Source organism: Saccharicrinis sp. 156, assembly GCF_050589685.1.
GTDB lineage: Bacteria > Bacteroidota > Bacteroidia > Bacteroidales > Marinilabiliaceae > Saccharicrinis.
The window spans coordinates 123,292-145,431 of sequence record NZ_JBNGOS010000007.1 but is presented as its reverse complement, the minus strand read 5'-3'; the positions used below and the strand labels follow the sequence as shown (position 1 = coordinate 145,431).

Below are 22,140 nucleotides of genomic sequence, written 5' to 3'. Positions count from 1 at the left end.
TGCGGATTAAAATGTTAATTTTTTATGTGGGAATATTTTGGCAGCGAAAAAATAAATTTGTCATGATTTTGTTGGAAATTGTGCAAACGTTTGTATTTTTGTGGTGGAATAATTTATTGATGAAAAGAATAACCATAAGTGATATTGCCAAAGAGTTGAATGTCACGCCATCAACTGTGTCGAGAGCGTTGGCCGGAAATGCCCGTGTGAGTTTGAAAACGAGGGAGCTGGTGACGAAGAAGGCGAAAGAGATGGGGTATCAACAGAATGTGATTGCTGCTTCATTGCGAAAGGGTAGGAGCGATACTATCGGAATGATAGTGCCCAGGATCAATCGCCATTTCTTCAGTAACGTAATCAGTGGAGTTGAAGAAATATTGAATCCAGCTGGTTATACCTTATTAATAGTGCAGAGTGGCGAAAATTTCATAAAGGAGCAAAAGGCTATTAATATGTTACTGGCTAACCATGTGGGGGGTATCATCATGTCGCTCTCGGTGCAGACTCAGACTTACGAACATATCGAAGCGGTTATCATGCGTGGTATTCCAGTAGTACAGTTCGACCGTGTAAATCCTTCACTAAAAAGCTCAAAAATATTGAACGATAATTTTACGGGAGCGTATCTGGCCACCAAACATCTGATTAAAAGTGGTTATCAAAGAATAGGCCATTTGGCGGGAACCAGAACCTTAAAAGCCTATGAAGAAAGGTACAGGGGTTATGTGAAAGCGATTGAGGAAGCAGGGCGAATCGTGGATGTCTCCTTGGTGTATGAGGATACAATAACCCGTGAGGCGGGATATAATGCTATTAAAAAGGCTTTCGGCAAGGATAAACCGGACGCTGTTTTTTGCGCCGGGGATTTTGCAGCATTAGGGGTTTTGGATGGGCTAAAAGAAATGAAGATCAATGTACCTGATGAATTTGGAGTGGTTGGATTTGCCAACGAGCCTTTTTCGGAACTTATTCATCCAACATTATCCACAGTGGAACAAAACGCGTTTGAAATGGGAACGCGCGTGGCAACAGCAATGATAAAAAACCTGGAAGGCAAACATTGGGAAGAGGAAGAGATAATTCCAACGCGATTGATCGTCAGGGATTCTTCGTGGCGACAATAACTCGAGTATAGATGACAGAAGATTTGCAGTTTTAAAGTGGGACCGAATATAGGGTTTGTCATCTAAGGCTACATTTTAAGGTAGTGACAGGAAATATAAAACGAATCGGCTTTAGCGATAAATGATTAAATATATAGAATATTAACAATTTAAAAAAAGAACTATGAATTTTGAAATAAGGTATGCAGTTCATCCTGAGGATATGAAAAGCTATGATACGAATCGTATCCGCAAAGAATTTTTGATTGACAAGGTGATGATTCCTGGAGAAGTGAGTATGGTATATTCGTTTTATGACAGGTATATAATTGGAGGTATTGTTCCAACGGATGCTCCGATTAAACTAGAAGCGCATGACGAATTAAAGGCTGAGTATTTCCTGGAGCGTCGCGAAATGGGAATTGTAAACGTAGGTGGTGATGCAAAAGTATTGGCCGACGGAACCGAGTATATTTTAAAATACAAGGAAGCTTTGTATTTGGGTAGAGGTGTTAAAGATGTTGTTTTTGAATCGATAGATGCCAGCAAGCCGGCTCACCTTTATATGAACTCGGCCCCAGCACACAAGGAATTACCTTCTCGTCATGTTACCCTGTCCGATGCTAACGTATTGCAATTGGGAAGTCTGGAGACTTCAAATGAACGTCAGATTAATCAGTTGTTGGTGAAAGAGGTGATAGAGACTTGTCAGCTGCAAATGGGAATGACAGAGTTAAAGCCGGGAAGTGTGTGGAACACGATGCCATCGCATACGCACAACCGTAGAATGGAAGCTTATTTCTATTTTGAGGTACCGGAGCGTCAGGCAGTTTGCCATTTTATGGGCGATCCTGATGAAACCCGTCATATCTGGATGAAAAACGAAGAAGCGGTTGTCTCTCCTTCATGGAGTATTCACAGTGCTGCAGGTACTTCTAACTACATCTTTATTTGGGGTATGGCTGGAGAGAACCTGGATTATACTGATATGGACATGCGTCAGGCTGACGAATTAAGATAGAGTTTTTTAACCTCGAATTATACGAGTTGAGTGAATTGATTCTATTAATAGATAACCAAACAGCAACGCTGTTTTGAATTCGTGTAATTCGTTAAATTCGAGGTTGGTAAAAAAGGAAATAGCAAAGCTATTGACTGGATTTCGGAAACAAGAAATTATAAAATATAACGTTACGATTTTTTTATACAAAAGTGCAAACGATTGCATAAAAACATTGTTATAAATTTAAAAATATGATTAACGAATTATTTGACTTAAACGGAAAAATTGCATTAGTAACAGGTGGAACTCATGGTATTGGAATGGCCTGTGGTAAAGCTTTGGCCAAAGCAGGTGCTAAGCTTTGTGTAAACGATATTGACGATGAGAAACTTGAGGAATGTAAAGCTGAGTACGCTAAAGATGGTATTGATGTTTACACGGTTAATTTCAATGTAACCAGCGAAGAAGATGTTGATAAAGGAGTTAGCCAAATTGAAAAAGAGGTTGGCCCTATCGATATATTGGTAAACAATGCAGGTATCATCAAGCGTGTGCCAATTTTGGATATGCCTATCAAGGATTTTGAACAAGTGATCGATGTTGATTTGGTAGCTCCGTTGATTGTGGCCAAACGTATCGCTCCGGGAATGATAGAGCGTCGTCAGGGAAAAATCGTCAACATGTGTTCGATGATGAGCGTTTACGGCCGACAGAATGTTTCGGCTTATGCGGCGGCCAAAGGTGGATTGAAACTGTTAACAGAAAACATGACATGTGAGTGGGCCAAATATAACCTGCAAATCAATGGTATCGGACCGGGATATATTGCTACTTCGCAAACGGCTCCTATCCGTGTGGGCGGTCACCCATTCAACGATTTGGTGATGACACGAACTCCTGCAGGACGTTGGGGAGAGCCTGAGGATGTTGGTAACGCTTGTTTGTTCCTTTCTTCCCCTGCAGCAAATTTCGTTAACGGTCACATTTTATATGTCGACGGAGGTATTTTGGCTAACTTTGGCTACGTGAAAGGTGAAAACGAAATTTAAACTGTCGTATGATGAATATGATGCTTAGACTTATTTCTTTTATGTCGCTACTGCTCTTATTGGGCAGTTGCGATTGTAGTCAAAATCAAATAGAGGTTTCAGTCACTAATCCACTAAACATGGATAGAGGTATTGAAACGGTTGAGCTTGCCCTGGCAGAACTGAAGGTTGACCACGGGATAATAGTGTTGGATGAAAAAAGCGGAATGGAGATACGAAGTCAATTACTGGATAAAAACCAGGATGGGGTATCTGAAACTGTTATTTTTCAAACAGCACTGAAAGCTTCCGAAACTAAAAATTTTGTAATTAAGGAAGGTAAAACAGAGCTTGAGCCGACAGAAGTAAAAACATTTGCCCGTTTTGTACCTGAACGTACCGACGATTTTACCTGGGAAAATGATAAAGTCGCCTTTCGTGTATATGGACCTGAAGCGCAGCGAATGGTAGAAGCCGGCGAAAAAGGAGGAACACTTTCTGGTGGGGTGGATTGTTGGTTGAAGAAGGTAGATTACTCCATTATAGATAAATGGTACAAAGGCAATACCGAAAAAATTGGTTATTACCATAACGACCATGGCGAAGGCCTGGATAACTACCATGTAGGTCCAAGTTGCGGGTGTGGAGGAACAGGTGTAATGGTTGACGGAGAATTGTTTCCACACCTGAACTATACAGGATACAAGGTATTAACAAACGGACCAATCCGAACCGAGTTTGATTTGGATTACGCTCCTTATCTGGCCGGGGAAAGTACCATTAAGGAAAGGAAAAAAGTATCTATCGATTTGGGAAGTAACCTAACGAAGTTTGTTATTGAGGTTGAAGGAACGGATACCTTAACGGCAGGAATTACTTTGCATGATAAGTTAGGTGAGATCTCGGTAGATGAAGAATCCGGATGGGCCAGTTATTGGTCGCCTCATTTTGGCGAGGAGTTGGGAAATGCGATTGTAGCAGACGCCAAATATTTTGCGGGAACATCCAAAATAGTGTCTGACGTAAAAGATAAAAGTCACTTGTTGCTGCACTTAAAGGTGATTGATGGAAAAGTGGAGTATTATACTGGTTTTGCCTGGAGTGGAAGCAAGCAATTTAAGAACAAACAAGCCTGGGAAGAATATTTGACAAATTTTAGGAAAACTATAAATAAACCTTTTGTGACTAAAGTTAAGTAATATTATGATTTTCTGAATAAAACAGGACAACTCCGGAGGTAAATCTTCGGAGTTTTTTTTTGCATCTATCCAAAAAATAACTTTTAATTAATGCACGCAATAAACGCTTTGTGAGAAACGTTATGTAATTGATGATTAAAGCAATATATTTTTAGACTAATTGACTTGGATGGTAAAGTTATTCATTCTAAATTAGCCAAGGTTAATGCGTAAAGCGTTATTGGCAGAATTCTTTGGGCTTGGCATAAACTGGATATTGGAAATGAGTAGTATAAATGACGAAATAATGGATTATACAGGGTTGTTGTTCGATTGTCCGTTAAAAGAACAGGCATGTAACTGTGGTTTTGGTGAGGTACGCCAGCTTGACCTGAAGGAAAGGTTTGAGTTTTGGAAAAGATTATCGGAGAACGATCGAAACAATTTAGTTAGTCGTCATCATATTTGTATTTACGAAAGGGAACAAACGGGGTTTAAAACTGAAAAATTCTCTCCCATCGAAAAAGGACTTAATTAGCCTTTTAATTATTCGAATGATTCCGATGAAAATTAATTTATTACACTTTAACTTTTATTAATACAACATTAAGTGATTATTCCGTAATATTGCCTGGATTTGGAGAACTGGGTATTTTAGCAATGATGTGGGGTAATTTTTAATGTTGAGATGAAGATAACAATATCAGGTTTTTTAATTATTGCGGTTTTTATTGCCATTGTTGATTTATTGGGGCTTTGGGTTTGGAAGAGAGAGCGGGAGGATGTTGATAACAAGCACTACAAGTGGATCGGCATAGTACTTTTAGGTGTGTTTCCAGCTCTGGAAATTCTTTCATACTTATTTTTTGCGCTTCAGATTCGTTCAGCTGCATCATTCGAGTTTTACCTCTGGTTTATGATTGCAAATATCATATTTGCTTTAATATACCTGCCCAAGATATTCTTTTTGTTTTACTATTTTGTGATATTACTATTCTCAAGGGTTATTGAAACCGTCAAAAACAAAAGATACTCCAAAGAGCAAACTACTATTAGATATCCCAAAATCAGCAGGAAGAAATTTTTAAGTCAGGTAGGAATAATTTTTGCCACTGCGCCATTTGTCTCCTTACTGTTTGGAATGCACAAGGGGCGTTTTAACTTTTTTACTCGCCATCAACGGTTAAATTTTCCTAATCTTCCAACTGCTTTCGACGGTTTCAAAATTGTCCATATATCCGATGTACACTTGGGTTCCTTCGCCAGTAACTATTATAAACTGGAAGGGATTGTAGATATTATTAATAATGAGCAAGCCGACGCCATTTTCTTTACTGGTGATTTGGTGAATAACTTTTACGAGGAAACACTGGGTTGGGAAAAGGTATTTAGTCGACTGAAGGCTAAGTATGGTAAATTTTCCATATTAGGTAACCACGACTATGGAGATTATACCGACTGGGCCGATGCCAAAGAAAAGGAAAAGAATTTTAAAGGAATTGTCGATGCACACAGGAAATTCGGATTCAGGTTGCTAAGGGATCAATCGGTTGCGTTGGATATTGATGGAGAGGAGATTGCTGTTACAGGTGTGGAGAATTGGGGGAATGATCCATTTCCAAGGTATGGCGATTTACAGAAAGCCATGAAAGGAACCGAAAACTACCCCTTTAAAGTATTGTTGTCGCACGATCCCGACCATTGGGATGCTGAGGTAACCGATAAAACCGATTATGATTTAACGTTGGCCGGCCATACCCATGGTATGCAGTTCGGCATTGACTGGAGAGGGTTTAGGTGGAGTCCGGCCAAATATAAATTTAAACGTTGGGATGGTCTTTATCAGCATAAAAACCAATATATGTACGTTAATCGCGGGCTGGGCTTTTTAGGAATGCCGGCACGTATTGGTATGCACCCGGAGATCACTGTACTTGAATTGGCCAAAGGTCCAATCGGTACGGAGCCGATGTAAAATGGTCAATAGTTATTGGTCAGAAGTATATGTATGGATTTAACCAATGACCAATGCCTAATGAACCAATGCGTATTTATGCGCAGCAATTTTGAACATACCACGAAACAGGATGTTCTTCACCTCGAATTAATTCTTCGATAATTTTATCGTCGTCCCATCGGTTGGAGTAACCGCAGGTTTGATCCAAAGCTTTGGATAAAATAAGCCAATCTTTAATGATTTTGTCGGTCAGTCTACCTTCAAATTTTTTGAGAATATGAAGACACTTTTCTTCAATAAAATGTATACTTTGCTCTTCGTTGTTAATACATTCCAAAGTGGTATAGATATGCTCTCCCACTTGAATAAACTGGGAGTCGTCTAATGAAATTTTTACGGATAAATCAACGTTTGCCATGAGTGGTCCTCCAATTACTGATTAAACAAATACCCGAATAATATACCATTTTAGATTCAGTTTTAAAAGCGGATAAATGTATTGGCATCCAATTTAAATCGCATATAAATAGAATATAGGTACGTTTGGGTATCTATTGCAGCTGGTACATTCTGCCCGAATAAGGTTCTATTTTAAAGCCGGCACCGTTGGCTATCGCCACTTCCTGCGGGAAACTAATTTTGTTTTTAGGGCTAAGGATGTCAAGCCCTCTAAAGAATTTTTGGCTTTCGGTGCCCATGGTGAAGAATGCATGAGCGGGTATTTTTATTCTACCCTGAAATTTCTCGCCGGAGAAATTAACGATGACCAGTAATATTTTCTTGTTATGATAGCGTAAGAAAGCAAATAATTTCGTACTATCAAAAGCGACATTGTCTTCATTCGACCACATTAGGTCGTAAAATTTGCCATGGTTAATGGCTTCGTTGTTTCTTATGACGTTTAAAAAGTTTTTATGCCACCTTCTTAATTCAGTTGCTTCCTCAGAAAGCTGTCCGCCATCGTAGTTGCCATCGTTCACCCAATCCTGAAATAATTGAACGCCCCAATAATCAAATATGGTTGTTCTTCCGTCTGCTCCGCTATACCCTTCGTTATCCATGCCTTCCTCGCCCAATTCCTGTCCGAAATAAAGCATCAATGGGTTAGAATAGATGGCCCCGGAAACAACCATGGCAGGGATTGCTTTATGTGCATTGCCTGCGAAAAAAGGGGAGGCGATCCGTTGTTCGTCATGGTTCTCCAAAAAGAAGAGCATATGCTGATGAATTCCGTTTAACACGTCCCACGCCTTGGTTATTGCCGAAGGTTTTTCGTGTCCTTGAATGATGTTTTTGAGTGTGTCGTACATACCCACCTTGTCGTAGAGGTAATCAAAACCACCATAAGTGATATACTGTCTGTACAAATCCGGATTGTATACTTCCGCGATAAAATCCACCTGTGGGTATTGTTCCTTTACTTTTGGGATAACCCAGTGCCAGAACTCCACAGGTACCATCTCAGCCATATCGCACCTAAAACCATCTATTTTTTTTGCCGACCAGTATAATAATATATCCAGCATCTTTTGCCAGGTATCCGGTATCGGGTCAAAGTGCTTCTCCCGGTTTTTGAATATATCAATTCCGTAATTCAGCTTAACTGTTTCGTACCAGTCGTTTATCCCCGGCTTGGCTGATAAGCAATCGTTACCTGTTACTTTAGCGGGATTCTCGATAAGATGTTCCGCTCCTCTGGCTGTAACGGGGCCGTCAAACTCTTCGCCGGGCAAATAGTAAAAGTTGTTATTGATGTCGAAATTAACATTTGTGTTATCGTCTTCTCCAAAATCTCTGACTCCATCAGGTTTAACATCGGAAACATAATTCCTGGCCAGGTGATTGGGCACAAAGTCAATAATTACCTTTAAATCTTCCTGGTGGCTTCTGTCAACAAGCTTCTCAAACTCCTTTATTCGGTTATCTACATCAACCGCCAGGTCCGGGTTAACATCATAGTAATCTTTTATGGCATAGGGCGAACCTGCTTTTCCTTTAATTACTTCAGGGTAATCTTTGGCTATATTGTATTGACTATAGTCAGTGACTATAGCATGTTCAATAATGCCCGTGTACCAAATATGAGTTGTTCCAAGTTCTTTAATTTCACGCAGCGCCTTTTGCGTAAAATCATTCATCTTACCACACCCATTTTCTTCGATATTACCATGTTTTTTGTTGGTACGTATTTTGTTTCCGAAAAGCCGTGTAAGTACTTGGTATATAATTATTTTGTTCATGTGGTTGATCAATTAATTCTGGTTATTGAATTTTGCAGGGATTAGCAATAAAGCGATAAAAATACATTTTTTAATGAATGGTTGTGCCTTATTTTTGATTGAACCCACGAAAAATAATTGTTGGTTTATTGAAATGTTTGTTAAACCAAAGGTATGAATGTGCGTCTTATGAGAAATAATGACTATCGAATCATTTTTTTTTGTTATTTGTGTACTTATTTGAATTAGTGTCAACGTAATTCGAGAAGCATAAAACTAACTAAATGCGCATTTATAAAAAGTTATTTATTCTTATAGCTATACTCCCAAAGGTTTTAATATCGCAATATTACACATCGGGGGCTGACCCGGCAAGTATTAAATGGAACAGGATTGAAACAAAAAACTTTAGGGTTGTTTTTCCCAGGGAGTTTACCGAAAAAGGACAGTATGTAGCCAAGATATTGGAGGAGGTGTATAAATATGGAGGTAACTCATTACAGCATAAGCCACGCAGGATAAATGTGTTGGTGCACAGCGAGACGGCTTATTCAAATGGATTTGTGTCGTGGGCGCCCAAACGAATAGAGCTGTACAACAACCCCAACCAGCATATGTACGCACAGGATTGGCTGCAGCAATTGGCCTTGCACGAGTTTAGGCACGTGGTACAATTGGACAAGCTGAATGATGGTTTTACAAAGATGCTATCCTATATTTTAGGTGAGCAGGCGGTGGGCGCTTCGTTGGGTTTGTTTGTTCCTATGTGGTTTTTGGAGGGTGATGCTGTGGTCGCGGAAACAGCATTGACCAAGTCAGGTCGTGGCCGTTCGCCCTGGTTTGAACAGGGCATAAGGGCGCAAATTATGGATAAACGACTCTATTCATACGAAAAAGCGATGTTTGGCTCTTACAGGGATTATGTGCCCAACCATTACGAAATGGGTTACCAGCTGGTAGCAGGAGCACGGGCAAGGTACGGAAGTGATGTGTGGGAAAAAGCGCTCTACCACACAGGTCGAAATCCCCTGGCCATCACTCCTTTTAATCAGGGGCAGAAAAAAGTTACAAGTTTAAACAAAGTAGATCTGTACCAAAGTACTTTTGGGGAATTAAAGCAACAATGGGAGAGGCAGGATAGTGTAACGCAAAAAAGTGGTTTTGAGGACATCACAAAATTATCCATGGATTATGTGAATTATCAGTATCCGGTTGCATTGGGCCAGGATAGCTATGCGGCAGAACTCTCCGGGCCGGGAGAAGTTAGCCGCTTTGTGAGCGTTGATAAGGGGGGTGAAGTGAGGGATTTGTTCGTTCCGGGAAGCAGAAACAACGAACCCTTTTCATATGCCAATCAAACATTGTGTTGGGCAGAACTGGAGCCGGATCCCAGATGGGAAAACAGGATGTTTTCAGTCATTAAATGTTATCATCTGCCGACCCAAAAAATTACCAAAATTACCCGCAAGTCCCGTTACCTTTCACCTGCTTTAAGTAGTGATGGTAGAAATATTGTTGCGGTACGTGTGGATAATAGAAACAATTATCGATTGGTTATTCTGGATAAAAAGACGGGAACTGTATTGCGAGAATTACAACATGGTAATAACAATTATTTGTTTACCCCATCGTGGAGTATGGATGGAACCAAGATTGTTTGCATCGCCTTATCATCGGAAGGAAAGGAAATAGCGATGCTCGATTTGGAAAATGAAGAATGGGAAAGAATTACAGAACCGTCATTTCAGGATATCTCGTTACCTAAATGGGGAATGGATAATGAAATATTATTTACTGCGGGCTATAGTGGAACCGAGGAAATTTATTCGGTTAAAAATGGGGAGATAAGCCAGGTTACTCAATCCAAATACGGATCAACAGGGGCTATTATGGATGGTAATGTCTTGGTGTATTGCAATTACACGGCCAATGGGTATCAATTGGTCATGGCTAAAAAGCAAGAAGTCCTGAATATTCCGTTGAACAATGTGAATGATTATTCTGTAAAACTGCACGAGGTATTATCTGCTCAGGAAATGCGTAAACCGGAATTTTCTTCGGTAGATACCGTTTCCGATTATGAAGTGAAGAAATATTCCAAATGGAACCTTTTAAACTTCCATAGTTGGGCACCAGGTTTTATAAACGTTAACGATGAGCAGGTTGGTGCTGGTGTTACGGCTTTATCACAGAATTTACTGGGCACGGCAAGTACTTCTTTGGGATTGAATGCCGATGCGCAGAAAAGTCTCGAAAAATATTATTTTAACTTTAAATACCAGGGATGGTATCCCGTAATTGATTTGGAAGTGAAACATGGTGATGACCGGATAAAATATACTGATAATGATGACACAATAGCTTATCGTATCAATCAAAAAAGAATACAGACAGAAGTAAAATTAGATATATCATTGCCGTTTAACCTTACCAGAGGAAAATATAGCACCTACCTGCAGCCCTCAATAGGATATGGCGTATTGAAACGTACGGGGTATGATATTGATGTTGTAAGGACGGCAGAGAATAGATTTGGCAGAGAGGTTACCGAGACGGACATTATTAATGTTCCTGACATAGCCTACCGTACCTTGGAATATTCACTGTATTTTCATCGTCTATTGCGTCGTTCGGAACGGGATGTGACAACCAGATGGGGGCAGATAGCGCAAGTCCTTTACCAAAGTACGCCCTGGGGCAATATGGATGCAGGTGGAATACTGGGATTATATTCAAGAGTTTACCTGCCAGGATTTATGAAGCATCATTCCATACGGGTTGATAATAGTTATCAGCATAAAACAATGGGGGATGAATATGAAGATGGTGGATTAGTGCTTCACCAAACTTTGGGTAATTATTTTTCTGCTCCAAGAGGATATAATTCTAAGCCAAACGACCGGATGTATTCGTTTAAGGGAGATTATATTTTTCCGGTTTGCAATCCCGATTTAAACCTGTCGGGCGTGATTTACCTGAAAAGGGTGACAGCCAATCTGTTTTACGACTATTCCAGAACATTCCGGGAAACTGAATTTACTTCGGGCGAGATCGTAGATGTAAATAAAAACTTCAGTTCCACCGGTTTCGAACTAAGGGGCGAAGTTCATGCATGTAGGTTTATGTTTCCGTTTACGGTAGGATATCGATATGCGAGACTTCTGGAAACGAATCAGAATAAGCATGAATTTTTATTGGGGATCAATATTTCGGGTTTTTCTATTGGCCACTAACCAGTAATGCTTTAGCAACAGTGTAGATATTAACCGACAGATATAATTTTAACATTACATAAAAAGATCATGACAAAGTTAAATGGCAAAGCAACGACAACCAAAAAGTTATTTAGCAGGGAAACCTTTGTAAGTATCGACATTCAAGCCGATCCTAAGACAATTTGGGGCTTGCTAACCCATGCAAAGGATTATCCTAATTGGAATTCAACTATTATTTCCATTGATGGAAAAATTGCACTTGGAGAAAAGATACAACTCAAATCGTATCTTGACCCAAAAAGAGTTTTCAAACTTTCCGTTAGCGTATTTGAACCAGAAAAACGATTGGTTTGGGGTGACGCTATGGGTAAACGAGAATACAAATTGACACCAAACTTAAACGGACAAACAAACTTTGTTATGTCAGAAAAAATTGGTGGACCATTATTTCCATTGTTTTCTAAAATGATACCTCCCTTTGATGAATCATTTGAAAAGTTTTCTAACGACTTAAAAAAAGAAGCTGAAAAAAAACAATCCAGTAAATAATAAAATATGTCGTACAAAACCGGGGCAAAGGAGAAACCGATGGTTTTAAGGACGCCACCATTGTCAAAGCCTCACGGGCCAGCGCTTAATCCCAGTCTTTAACAAAGAGCTTGCAAAGCCGACCTGTTTTGTCAACAGGGTATTAGGGTTTCCCCACGCAAAAGAAAACAAAACAAATTAGACATTTGTTGTTTTATCTATTTAAGGAATTTTGGGGGCTTATTTGTTATCTTTTAAATACAGCCCTATTCGCAGCGTTAACGTCAATTTGTAAGAGACCAATTAGCAATAAATCTTATCTATATAATTTAAAAAAAATCAAGATGAAACTTATGTCTCAAGCCACTTTACAAATTCAGAAACCGATAGAAGAAGTTTTTGAAGGGATTGTAGATCCCATGCTAATGACCCAATATTTTATTTCAGAAAGTAGCGGACGACTGGAATCAGGAAAAGAAGTGATTTGGAAATTTCCAGAATTTGCCGACAAGTATCCAGTGAAAGAAATTAAGATTGAAACCAATCGTTCAGTTTCATTTGTTTGGGATCCAGAAACCGTTGTAAACATGGTATTAGAATCTCTTCCTGACAAAAGTACTGTAGTAAAAGTTACCGAAAGCGGAAAGGAATTTAATGAACATAACCTGAAATGGGTTATTGGTAATACTGCGGGATGGGCAAATTTTCTTGCCTGCATGAAAGCCTATCTGGAATATGGAATACAACTTCGGAAGGGAGCATATGATTTTATGAGAAAAAATGAAAATGGCTGACAGTAAAAATTAATATATCATGAAAGTGACATCTGAACATAACCAGCGAATAGCAAAAATGACATTTGCTTCTGTTTATCCTCATTACTTGACAAAGGTCGAAAAGAAAGGAAGAACAAAAGAAGAACTGCATCAAGTGATTGAGTGGCTAACCGGTTTTGATGAATTCAAAGTACAAGAACTTATTGCTGAGAAAGCAACATTTGAAGCATTCTTTAATAACGCGGAACTGAACCCTAATGCCCATCTCATTAAGGGCGTAATATGTGGTTATCGAATTGAAGAAATAGATAATCCATTGACCCAACAAGTAAGATATTTAGACAAATTGGTAGATGAATTGGCAAAAGGACGAAAAATGGAGAAGATTTTACGTAATGATGAACCTGTCCCATGACTTCTAAAAAAGAAAACGGTTGCTAATGGTGAACGTAATGCGGGCAGAGTGCTAAATATGAACAAAATAATATGAAATAAACGATGTAACGACTTGATAAGTTTGTGCTTTGGATTTCGCACTATGTTACCAGTGGCTGTAACAAAAAAACTCATTGACTCTTTGTCGCTTCCGCTTTTTTTAGGGCGGAACAGGCTCTGTTCATCCTGAATTATTATATTTGTAGGCTGTTAAAAAAATGATAAGCAATGATTGATTTTTCGCAAGCTACTATTGATAAGATGGTAGTACACCAAGTGGGCTGCAGGGCCGAGGCCGAACCTATGCGCTTTTCAAAAGACATGATGCACCTGCAGGACGATGAAATTGTTTCGGATGTATTACTGAACTATTTTTTCAAGCCATTTAAGGATGATGCTTATTATAATTTCTTCCATCCCGAAGACATAAATAACAATCCGGTTTATTCCACAACGCAAATGTTGTTTGATGATGTTTCGAAATTTTACGATTCATCCATACAAATAGCCGAGTACTTGTATGAGAACTCCAATCATCCTAAAATAAGGGGTGGGGAGTTTTATATGGCCATGTTTAGCAATGTGGTGGTGGACGGAGAGTTGGTAAATGCCATTGGAATTTTTAAATCGGAAAATAAAGAAACGTTTCTGAAGGTTTACTTGAAGGATCAAAACTTTGAGCTGGGTACACAAGAGGGAATTAATATTAAAAAGCTAGATAAAGGCTGTTTGATTTTTAATACGGAACAAGATCAGGGCTATAAAATTTGCTCTATCGATAATATTAACAAAGGTAATGAGGCCCGTTTTTGGGTGGACGACTTTTTAGGCCTTCAACCGCGCGAGGATAATTATTACTTCACACGCAATTACATGGAGATGTGCCGTGGTTTTGTGGATAACGTGTACAACAAGGAGAACGAGGTGGCGCGTGCCGACCAGATTGATATGCTGAACAAATCCATGGATTTTTTTAACAGTAAGGATAACTTTAACGAGGCTAACTTTGAGCATGAAGTGATTGGGCAACCCGAGGTGATAGAGGCGTTTAAGGATTATAAAGAAAGTTATCAGCAAGAATCGAGCGTGCCCTTAAAGGAAGAGTTTGATATCTCCAAAAGTGCGGTAAAAGGTCAGAAAAGCACATTCAAATCTATTTTAAAGTTGGATAAAAACTTTCACGTGTATATTCATGGGCGTAGGGATTATGTAGAAAGAGGGTACGATCAACAAAAAGGATTGAATTATTACACGCTTTATTACGAAATAGAAAGCTAGGAGTGGAGAAAAACGATCAATCGGAGCTACTACAATATTGCATTGCGCATGATATACCTTTTGCAATGTATAATTTGCCTCATTCAGGTAAAGATATTTTGATTATATCCAAATCGGTTCTGGAAAGGGATGTTGAGGATATTTTTTCAATCGGAGATATTTTTACCATTGCCCCATTCTCTTTAGATCAATCTAAGGTCTTGTGTTTGGATGTTGATTATCAAATAGATTCCTCGGAAGTAAGTGAAAAGGTTTGGGCGGAAATAAAAAAGATAAGCGCCTTCCCGGAAGAAGATCATTCAGGATCATTTTACGCTGATTATTCGGATTATACAGATCAGTTCGCTCAATTATATGCCAATATCAAATCCGGTGTAGTTTCAAAAGCCATCTTATCCAGAATAAAACACCATGATGGACTGGAAAGAAATTTGGCCTCGGATTTTTATTTCACACTAAGTCAGGCTTATCCCGGGGCATATGCTTTTATGTTCTATACGCCGCAAACAGGTTTATGGACGGGAGCAAGCCCGGAGTTGCTTTTTAAAGCTGAGCAAGGACTGGGAACCACGGTTTCGCTGGCGGGAACCCTAAAGAATAATGGACAAGTTAAGGCTAACTGGGGCGAAAAAGAAATGGACGAACAACAGATAGTTACTGATTTTGTGACAGGTGTTTTGGCCAAATACGGAATTGAGGATGCCAAAGTGGATGGACCCGAAACCATTGTCGCGGGAAAAATGGCGCATTTAAAAACGCAATATAGTTTTAAGATAGATCATATTGCCACAAGGTTGGGGAGTTTTATTAACGATTTGCACCCAACTCCTGCCGTATGTGGTCTGCCAAAGTTGGCGTCCATGAAAGTGATTCATCAGGTTGAACGTCATGAACGTTCTGTTTATGCCGGCTTTTTGGGAAGAATTCAACCAAACGACATTAAACTGTTTGTGAATATCAGGAGTATGAAGTTTGTGAAAGGTGGTGTAGATTTATATTTGGGAGGCGGAATAACAGCGGGTTCGGAAGTAGAGAAAGAGTGGCAGGAAACGGAATTGAAGGCGGAAACGATGATGAGTGTGATGGATGATGTGATTGATGGAAAAAATCATTGTAGGGTTTTAAAATAAGGGTAAACAAAAGAAATGACAAAAACGATATCAGATAAACCAATAGTACAAATATTAGTGCAGCAGTGTGTAAAGCTCGGCTTGAAAGAAGTGGTGATTTCTCCGGGTTCGCGCAATGCCCCGCTGATTCTGTCTTTTAACTCCATTAAAGAGATAGAGTGTTACACCATTGTTGACGAACGAAGCGCCGGTTTTTTTGCATTGGGCATGGCGCAGCAGCTCAGACGTCCTGTGGCTGTTGTTTGTACCAGTGGTTCGGCTGTTTTAAATTATGCGCCGGCAGTGGCGGAGGCATTTTACCAGGAAATACCTTTGATGGTTTTAACCGCTGACAGACCACCTGAGTGGGTGGGCCAGGCCGACGGACAAACGATTAATCAATCTTCCGTTTTTTCAAATTACATTCGGTACGGAATAGATTTGCCGATAAAAGTTAATCATCCCGATGACCAATGGTATACCGAGCGCTGTATCACCGAAGCGTTTCACAAAACCATTCAACCGGTTATGGGGCCGGTTCATATCAATATCCCGTTAAGGGAGCCTTTGTACGGACGGACTTCTGCTATGAGTCTAAAGAAAGATCCTTATTTGAACCTGGTGCCGGATGCTGTGTTATCAGAAGTCCAGCTAAATGCGTTAGGGGAGAAGTGGAATAAAGCTGAATCCGTAATGATTTTAACGGGAGTTCTTGCTCCGGATGACGAACTAAACCATGTGATAAATACAGTTGCGGATAATGCAAATACGGTTGTGCTTACGGAAACCACTTCCAATTTAAAAGGTGAAAAGTTGGTGGAATGTATCGACCGCCAGGTGTTTAGTATTAACGGGTATGAAACGGCACTGTTCAAACCATCGATGCTCATTACCTTTGGAGGGCAGATTGTTAGCAAGCAAATTAAAAAAGTACTTAGGGAAAATCCTCCCAAAGCGCATTGGCATATTGCGTTAAACGATAATGTGATTGATACCTTTCAGCATCTAAGTCTTTCGGTTAAGATGAATCCGTTAGATTTTTTCAAGCAAATTGCGGGAAGGGTTGAAAATAAAAAAAGCCGCTATCAACATATGTGGCACCAGAGAAGGGAAAAGAACAGAAAGGCACACCTGGCTTATGTTGAAGAAGCTAAATGGAGTGACTTTAAAGCGCTGTCGTATATTTATAGTCATTTACCGCAGGATACAGCCTTACATTTGGCCAACAGTACTCCGGTCAGATACGCGCAATTGTTTCAGGATGAGATTAAGGTGAATACATATTCCAATAGAGGCACCAGTGGGATTGATGGCAGCGTAAGCACAGCTGTTGGAGCTGCCAACGTTCAGGATAAACCAACAATGTTGGTCACTGGTGACTTGTCATTCTTTTACGATTCCAACGGTTTGTGGAACAAATATCTAAAACCGAATTTTAAAATTGTGGTTATGAACAATGGGGGAGGTGGAATATTCAGGTTTATTCCCGGGCCAGCCGAGGCTGAGGAGCTGGAGGAATTTTTTGAGGCCAAACACCATCAATCTGCCGAGTATATTGCCAAAGCATTTGGTTTAAGATATCTTTCGTGTGCTAACCAGGAGGAATTACAATCTTCTTATCAGGAATTTGTGGAAAGCAATGAACAAGCTACTTTGTTGGAGGTTTTTACGCCAGGCGAATTAAATGGTAAAATTTTAAGAAAGTATTTTAAGAATCTACAGTCAAACACGTAGATTAGGGTATATATTTATTATCTAAAAAATATGAGCAAATATAACTGGGAAACCATCAAAGCGTATTCCGACATTAAATTCGAGTTTTTTGAAGGCATAGCCAAAGTAACCATCAATCGACCAGAGGTGTATAACGCTTTCCGTCCGGAAACAATTATGGATATGCTGGATGCGTTCGAGATCTGTCGTGAGCGTCAGGATATTAATGTGGTCGTTTTAACCGGAACGGGTGATAAAGCATTTTGTTCTGGTGGCGACCAAAAAGTAAAAGGTGTTGGCGGATATATCGATGAGGAAGGTGTGCCTCGCCTGAACGTGTTAGACCTGCACAAGAAAATCCGTTCTCTGCCCAAGCCTGTCATTGCCATGGTTAACGGTTACGCCATTGGGGGAGGTCACGTACTGCACGTGATTTGCGACCTGACCATAGCTTCGGACAATGCCCGCTTTGGACAAACAGGGCCTAAAGTGGGAAGCTTCGATGCCGGTTTTGGTTCTTCTTACCTGGCGCGTCACGTGGGCCAAAAGAAAGCCCGCGAAATCTGGTTCCTATGTGAGCAATACACAGCCTTAGAAGCGGAAAAAATGGGTATGGTCAACAAAGTGGTTCCTCTGGAGGAGTTGGAAGATACAACCGTTCAATGGTGCCGTACCATCATGAAGCGCAGTCCGCTGGCCTTAAGAATGATCAAACGGGGATTAAACGCCGAATTAGACGGTCAGCACGGTCTGATGGAAATGGCCGGTGATGCCACCTTAATGTATTACCTGATGGAAGAAGCGCAGGAAGGTAAAAATGCATTCCTGGAGAAAAGAGATCCGGATTTTAAGCAGTTTCCTAAGTTTCCGTGATTCAGTAGGCAGTCTTCAGTAGGCAGTAAAACAGTAATCGGTGTTCCGTTATCGGTATATGGTCAGTCGGTCCCGTAGAAATTAATTCTATAGGATACGGGATTTCACTTCGCTCAATAATCGGTGTTTGGTATAAGGTGCTAAATTATTGAAAATGTGCGTTCAGTGCGTGGTTGACCCTGTTCACCGCCCTGGTAGGTAGTTCAGCGGGTAGATTGAACACTTCAGCGCTTTATGCAGCCTGTTCAGCGGTGGGGTAAAACACTTCAGCGCCTCAGGAATGCTGTTCAGCGGTCATCTGGGGCAGTTCAGCGGGGAGGTGGAGCTGTTCATCGATATTATTCTGTAAAATATAAACTCCTTTGTACAGTTCTTCCCCTGGCTTAGTAGCCGGGGGAAGTACCGTATCAAAGATACGGGGATGGGGGTGTTTTGAAAAGGGATTTTTTATTTACTCCGTTATAGGATTTTCATCATTGGAACCATTGCCCCTGTGTTTTCTGTTATAGCGGCTACTGTATTTTTTTAGTTTTTCAGGGTTGTTCCAGAATACAAACTTGCCACATTCCCTAACTTCATCGTTTACTTCTTTTAACAGGGTGTACATTTGGTCGCGGATAATTTTGTTTTCGTTGCTTTCTTCTCTTTCGCCATTGGCTATATAACGTAAGGCAGCCAACTCGCCAGATAAGGTGCTGGACAATTCTATTTTTTCATTCGTGCAGCCAACTCCCAGTATGGGTTCCGGGTAGGTTCTGGCCAACACGGACAAATCGTTTAAATCCTGAATCATATCAGCGGTGTCTTCTCCTTCGGCAATAGCCGCTACTCTGCGTAAAATATCATTGTTATGCCTGTAGGCATATTTGCAGGCTCGCAACATTTCGTTGCGTAAATTAAAACCTTGTTCTGATTTTTCGGCCCATTCTTTGGCATTTTCCTTTTTTAGGTCTCTGTCCCGGTTCCAAATGCTTTGCGCTTCGCGTAAAGCATCAGTAAGGATTTCTAGATTAGAAATCATGGTTTCTTGTAAACCAGCCTTAAGTAAAGCTTGCTTGTCCTGGGTAGCGGTGTAAAAAAGTTCCTCGCACTCGTCGGTGTATTCGTCTACGGGAATGTAGGGGTAGCGTGTTTTTTCGGCCGGGATGGCCGTTGCCTCGGCAAATTTAGCCTCGTAAGCTTCTTTGTTTGTCATTTTTGTATAAATTTGACGGTTAGTACTTGCAGATGCCCTGGGCCGTACCTTTCGGTGTTGTCCGTCAAAACTCTGCCGGCGGGTTTCCGGTCTTAGGGGTCATCTGTTTGATATCTAATTTTCACTTGTGAATATAATGTTTTAAAAGTTTATAAATAATAAGTTACCAAAGTTAAATGGTAAAATGATTATCCTATTGGTTTATTAATAATATTCGCAAGTATTGTTTATTTATACCGCTTATTGAAGTCAAAGGTGCATATGAAGCCTGAGAATATTTAAAAGCGAATTAGTCCACACTTATTCTTGTTTTACATCACAGCTCCTCCTCCCATCTGCATTATTTCATTTTGGAAAAAAGAGAACCCTGCAATCATTACGATTATTCCAATAGCATATAATGCAAACATCACAATAATCAATATCCCAATAAATTTAAAGTAAGATTTTAGGTTTAACATGGCTATTTCCAGATTCTTGCTTGTAAGCGTTACCACTGCCTCATAAGCCTTTGAAGAAAACTTATACAAGTAAAATACCGGGAAAAAATAAATCAAAGCCAGTATTAAATACAAGAAACTAAATATGGCAGGAGGAAATGGCATGGGAACTGGAAACATGCCATCGCCAATAAAAGAGAATACAATTCCAAAAATGAGTCCTCCAAAGGCAATAAGCCCAACAAAAATGAAACCGATAATGGCTATGAATTTGGCCCAGCCGGCTCCTGTTTTTAAAAATTTAAGTGCATTTTCCGAAAATGCCAATGCAGGTACAACTTGTGTTTCTTGGTTAGTTTGATTGTCCATGGTAATGGTTTTAAGTTAGTTTGTTAGTGTTTGTATACAAACATAATGAAAATGTTTTGTAATACAAATGGATGGATTTTGGTTGTGGAATGGTTATAGCCAATTAGGCTATTATCTCCAATCTAACAATCTATTTATTACATTCCCCAAACATGGATGTCCTTCCCTTGGAAATGATGCAGATTATAAGTGATCTTTTCGTCCCAGCTTGTATCGGTATCTCTGTTAAAAATAACCAAATGTCCATCAGCGGTTCCACATTTATCAATGTATGCAGAAGTTTGTGTAAGTCCCTTCGCTAGTGTTTGTTCGTAACTGTCGTGAATAATCTTTAGCTCAATAACTTCTTCCTGCCATTGGTTATCGCCGTACGGGAATTGGACATGTAGGTCGGTACGCATCATACCTAACCCGTATTCTCTGTTGATAAAGCCTCCACCATTTACAATTCGTTGAAGATAGGCTTGCATCAATAATTGGGGGCCTGCTGCTTTGTAGTCAAAACGTTCTATCCAGCTTTCCGAGTTTTTCCTGAAGAAATTTTGAAATCCCTGCATCAGTTTTTCCATATTTAAACGGCCGTCAGGATTAAGATACCACAAACGATCTTCGGTAATTGAGCCTTGTGTCGACCATGTCAGCTCCCGTGGAATGACCTCTTTGTAGATGGCATTACTTATTCTGTAATTGCTACCAACTTCTTTGGTGATCAGACCAAGATCCATCACGTATTCTATGTCGTCATTGCTTCCTCCAACGGCTTGGTCAGAAGAGGCCAACAAATATGAAATTACATTGTGTACCCTCTCTTCCTTAAGTTTGTCACTCAGTTGGTCCAGATGGGTCTCCCTCCGCATAATCAGGTTTTCTTTGGCCGATTTTATCATTTGAGGTGTAATATGGACAGAACGGTCTCTGTTTTTTTTCATCTCAAAGGTTATCTCAAAGCCCAGTGCATTAACCAGCCAGGGTTGACCCTCGGTATATTCCCATACCAACGGGAAACAATCCTCTTCAAATATTTGTCCTGTTTCTTTTGTGTGTTCCAGGTAAAGGTTTTTAATATCTTCTATTGTGAAGTTACCTAACTTTAAAGATCTGGCTTTGATGTTGAATGCACTACCACCTGTAATAATATCTTGCCCGGAGGTGTGGATTCTGTAATCTTTCACATCGCGAACACCGCATAATATAATACTTTGGGGAAATGATTCGGGACGTGATGTATAACCTGCGCGTATCTGACGTAATACTGAAATAAGGGAATCACCTACAAGTGCATCTATTTCGTCGATCATGAGAACCAGGGGTTTACTTAGCATTCGGCACAAATTAGCTACAAAGTCCCTGACATAACTGAAACCATATAAACTTTCTGGTTCATATATGTCGTTGTTTTTAAGAGGAATATCTGATTGCTTTAATTGCTCTTCAATTTCTTTGATAATAACCCGTTGAACAGCATCAATGTTGTTGCGGTAGGCCTGTCCTGCTTCTACATTAATATAAAGTGCGAAATAATCGTCTTGCGAGTTTAAGTATTCACGCAATGCCAAAAGGCAACTGGTTTTACCGGTTTGGCGAGGAGCATGCATTATAAAATATTTCTTCTGAGCAATTAAGAATTCAATCTCTTCAAGATCGAACCTAGAAAGCGGATCAAGTTTATAGTGTTCATCCTGATTAACAGGTCCGGCTGTGTTAAAAAACTTTTGCATGAC

Annotated in this window: 19 protein-coding genes; 14 read left to right on the top strand and 5 right to left on the bottom strand. The window is 40.0% G+C overall.

Annotated elements, in window-relative coordinates; translation table 11 throughout:
- Window positions 1-62: 62 nt before the first annotated feature.
- The 6 genes from ACRD64_RS05900 (at window position 63) to ACRD64_RS05875 (ending at window position 6,287) form a co-directional block, all read left to right on the top strand.
- A complete protein-coding gene (locus ACRD64_RS05900; protein WP_430932304.1) occupies window positions 63-1,124 on the top strand; it encodes a LacI family DNA-binding transcriptional regulator in 1,062 nt (353 codons plus the stop codon).
- Window positions 1,125-1,287: 163 nt separating this feature from the next.
- Window positions 1,288-2,124 carry a 5-dehydro-4-deoxy-D-glucuronate isomerase gene (gene kduI / locus ACRD64_RS05895; RefSeq protein WP_430932303.1) on the top strand — a complete coding sequence of 279 codons (837 nt, stop codon included), beginning with the start codon at window positions 1,288-1,290 and terminating at the stop codon, window positions 2,122-2,124.
- 233 nt (window positions 2,125-2,357) lie between these two features.
- Window positions 2,358-3,155, top strand: coding sequence for a gluconate 5-dehydrogenase (locus ACRD64_RS05890; protein WP_430932301.1), 798 nt, complete (start codon window positions 2,358-2,360; stop codon window positions 3,153-3,155).
- 8 nt (window positions 3,156-3,163) lie between these two features.
- Entirely contained in the window at window positions 3,164-4,333 is a 1,170-nt protein-coding gene (locus tag ACRD64_RS05885; RefSeq protein WP_430932300.1) for a DUF4861 family protein, read from the top strand.
- A 205-nt stretch (window positions 4,334-4,538) separates the two neighbouring features.
- Complete coding sequence (locus ACRD64_RS05880; RefSeq protein ID WP_430932299.1) at window positions 4,539-4,850, top strand: hypothetical protein; 312 nt, start codon at window positions 4,539-4,541, stop codon at window positions 4,848-4,850.
- A 150-nt stretch (window positions 4,851-5,000) separates the two neighbouring features.
- Window positions 5,001-6,287, top strand: a complete 1,287-nt coding sequence (locus ACRD64_RS05875; protein ID WP_430932298.1) for a metallophosphoesterase — start codon at window positions 5,001-5,003, stop codon at window positions 6,285-6,287.
- Window positions 6,288-6,363: 76 nt separating this feature from the next.
- Here ACRD64_RS05875 and ACRD64_RS05870 read toward each other — a convergent pair whose 3' ends face one another.
- Both ACRD64_RS05870 and ACRD64_RS05865 read right to left on the bottom strand, forming a co-directional pair.
- Window positions 6,364-6,687, bottom strand: a complete 324-nt coding sequence (locus ACRD64_RS05870; protein ID WP_430932297.1) for a hypothetical protein — start codon at window positions 6,685-6,687, stop codon at window positions 6,364-6,366.
- Between the two features lie 133 nt (window positions 6,688-6,820).
- Window positions 6,821-8,509 carry an alpha-amylase family protein gene (locus ACRD64_RS05865; RefSeq protein WP_430932296.1) on the bottom strand — a complete coding sequence of 563 codons (1,689 nt, stop codon included), beginning with the start codon at window positions 8,507-8,509 and terminating at the stop codon, window positions 6,821-6,823.
- Between the two features lie 263 nt (window positions 8,510-8,772).
- On the opposite strand from ACRD64_RS05865, the gene ACRD64_RS05860 reads away from it, so the two are divergent.
- The 8 genes from ACRD64_RS05860 to menB all read left to right on the top strand — a co-directional run bounded on the left by ACRD64_RS05860 (window position 8,773) and on the right by menB (window position 18,415).
- Window positions 8,773-11,721: a TolB family protein gene (locus tag ACRD64_RS05860; protein WP_430932295.1), complete on the top strand. Its 2,949-nt coding sequence runs from the start codon at window positions 8,773-8,775 to the stop codon at window positions 11,719-11,721.
- Window positions 11,722-11,790: 69 nt separating this feature from the next.
- Window positions 11,791-12,252, top strand: coding sequence for a hypothetical protein (locus ACRD64_RS05855; protein WP_430932294.1), 462 nt, complete (start codon window positions 11,791-11,793; stop codon window positions 12,250-12,252).
- Window positions 12,253-12,575: 323 nt separating this feature from the next.
- Window positions 12,576-13,025, top strand: coding sequence for an SRPBCC domain-containing protein (locus ACRD64_RS05850; protein WP_430932293.1), 450 nt, complete (start codon window positions 12,576-12,578; stop codon window positions 13,023-13,025).
- Between the two features lie 19 nt (window positions 13,026-13,044).
- On the top strand, window positions 13,045-13,422 hold the full coding sequence (locus ACRD64_RS05845; RefSeq protein WP_430932292.1) for a DUF2200 domain-containing protein: 378 nt from the start codon (window positions 13,045-13,047) through the stop codon (window positions 13,420-13,422).
- Between the two features lie 248 nt (window positions 13,423-13,670).
- Complete coding sequence (locus ACRD64_RS05840) at window positions 13,671-14,720, top strand: nucleoid-associated protein (protein WP_430932291.1); 1,050 nt, start codon at window positions 13,671-13,673, stop codon at window positions 14,718-14,720.
- 2 nt (window positions 14,721-14,722) lie between these two features.
- A complete protein-coding gene (locus tag ACRD64_RS05835) occupies window positions 14,723-15,850 on the top strand; it encodes a chorismate-binding protein (RefSeq protein WP_430932290.1) in 1,128 nt (375 codons plus the stop codon).
- Window positions 15,851-15,865: 15 nt separating this feature from the next.
- Entirely contained in the window at window positions 15,866-17,563 is a 1,698-nt protein-coding gene (menD, locus tag ACRD64_RS05830; protein ID WP_430932289.1) for a 2-succinyl-5-enolpyruvyl-6-hydroxy-3-cyclohexene-1-carboxylic-acid synthase, read from the top strand.
- A 30-nt stretch (window positions 17,564-17,593) separates the two neighbouring features.
- The gene (gene menB, locus ACRD64_RS05825; protein ID WP_430932288.1) at window positions 17,594-18,415 is read left to right on the top strand and encodes a 1,4-dihydroxy-2-naphthoyl-CoA synthase; all 822 of its coding nucleotides are present in this window, start codon (window positions 17,594-17,596) and stop codon (window positions 18,413-18,415) included.
- Between the two features lie 451 nt (window positions 18,416-18,866).
- Here menB and ACRD64_RS05820 read toward each other — a convergent pair whose 3' ends face one another.
- From ACRD64_RS05820 to ACRD64_RS05810, 3 genes are all read right to left on the bottom strand, one after another.
- Window positions 18,867-19,610, bottom strand: coding sequence for a hypothetical protein (locus ACRD64_RS05820; RefSeq protein ID WP_430932287.1), 744 nt, complete (start codon window positions 19,608-19,610; stop codon window positions 18,867-18,869).
- Between the two features lie 311 nt (window positions 19,611-19,921).
- Window positions 19,922-20,419 (bottom strand): hypothetical protein, encoded by a 498-nt coding sequence (locus ACRD64_RS05815; protein ID WP_430932286.1) that lies wholly within the window; start codon window positions 20,417-20,419, stop codon window positions 19,922-19,924.
- Window positions 20,420-20,556: 137 nt separating this feature from the next.
- Entirely contained in the window at window positions 20,557-22,137 is a 1,581-nt protein-coding gene (locus tag ACRD64_RS05810; protein ID WP_430932285.1) for an AAA-like domain-containing protein, read from the bottom strand.
- Between the last annotated feature and the right edge of the window lie 3 nt (window positions 22,138-22,140).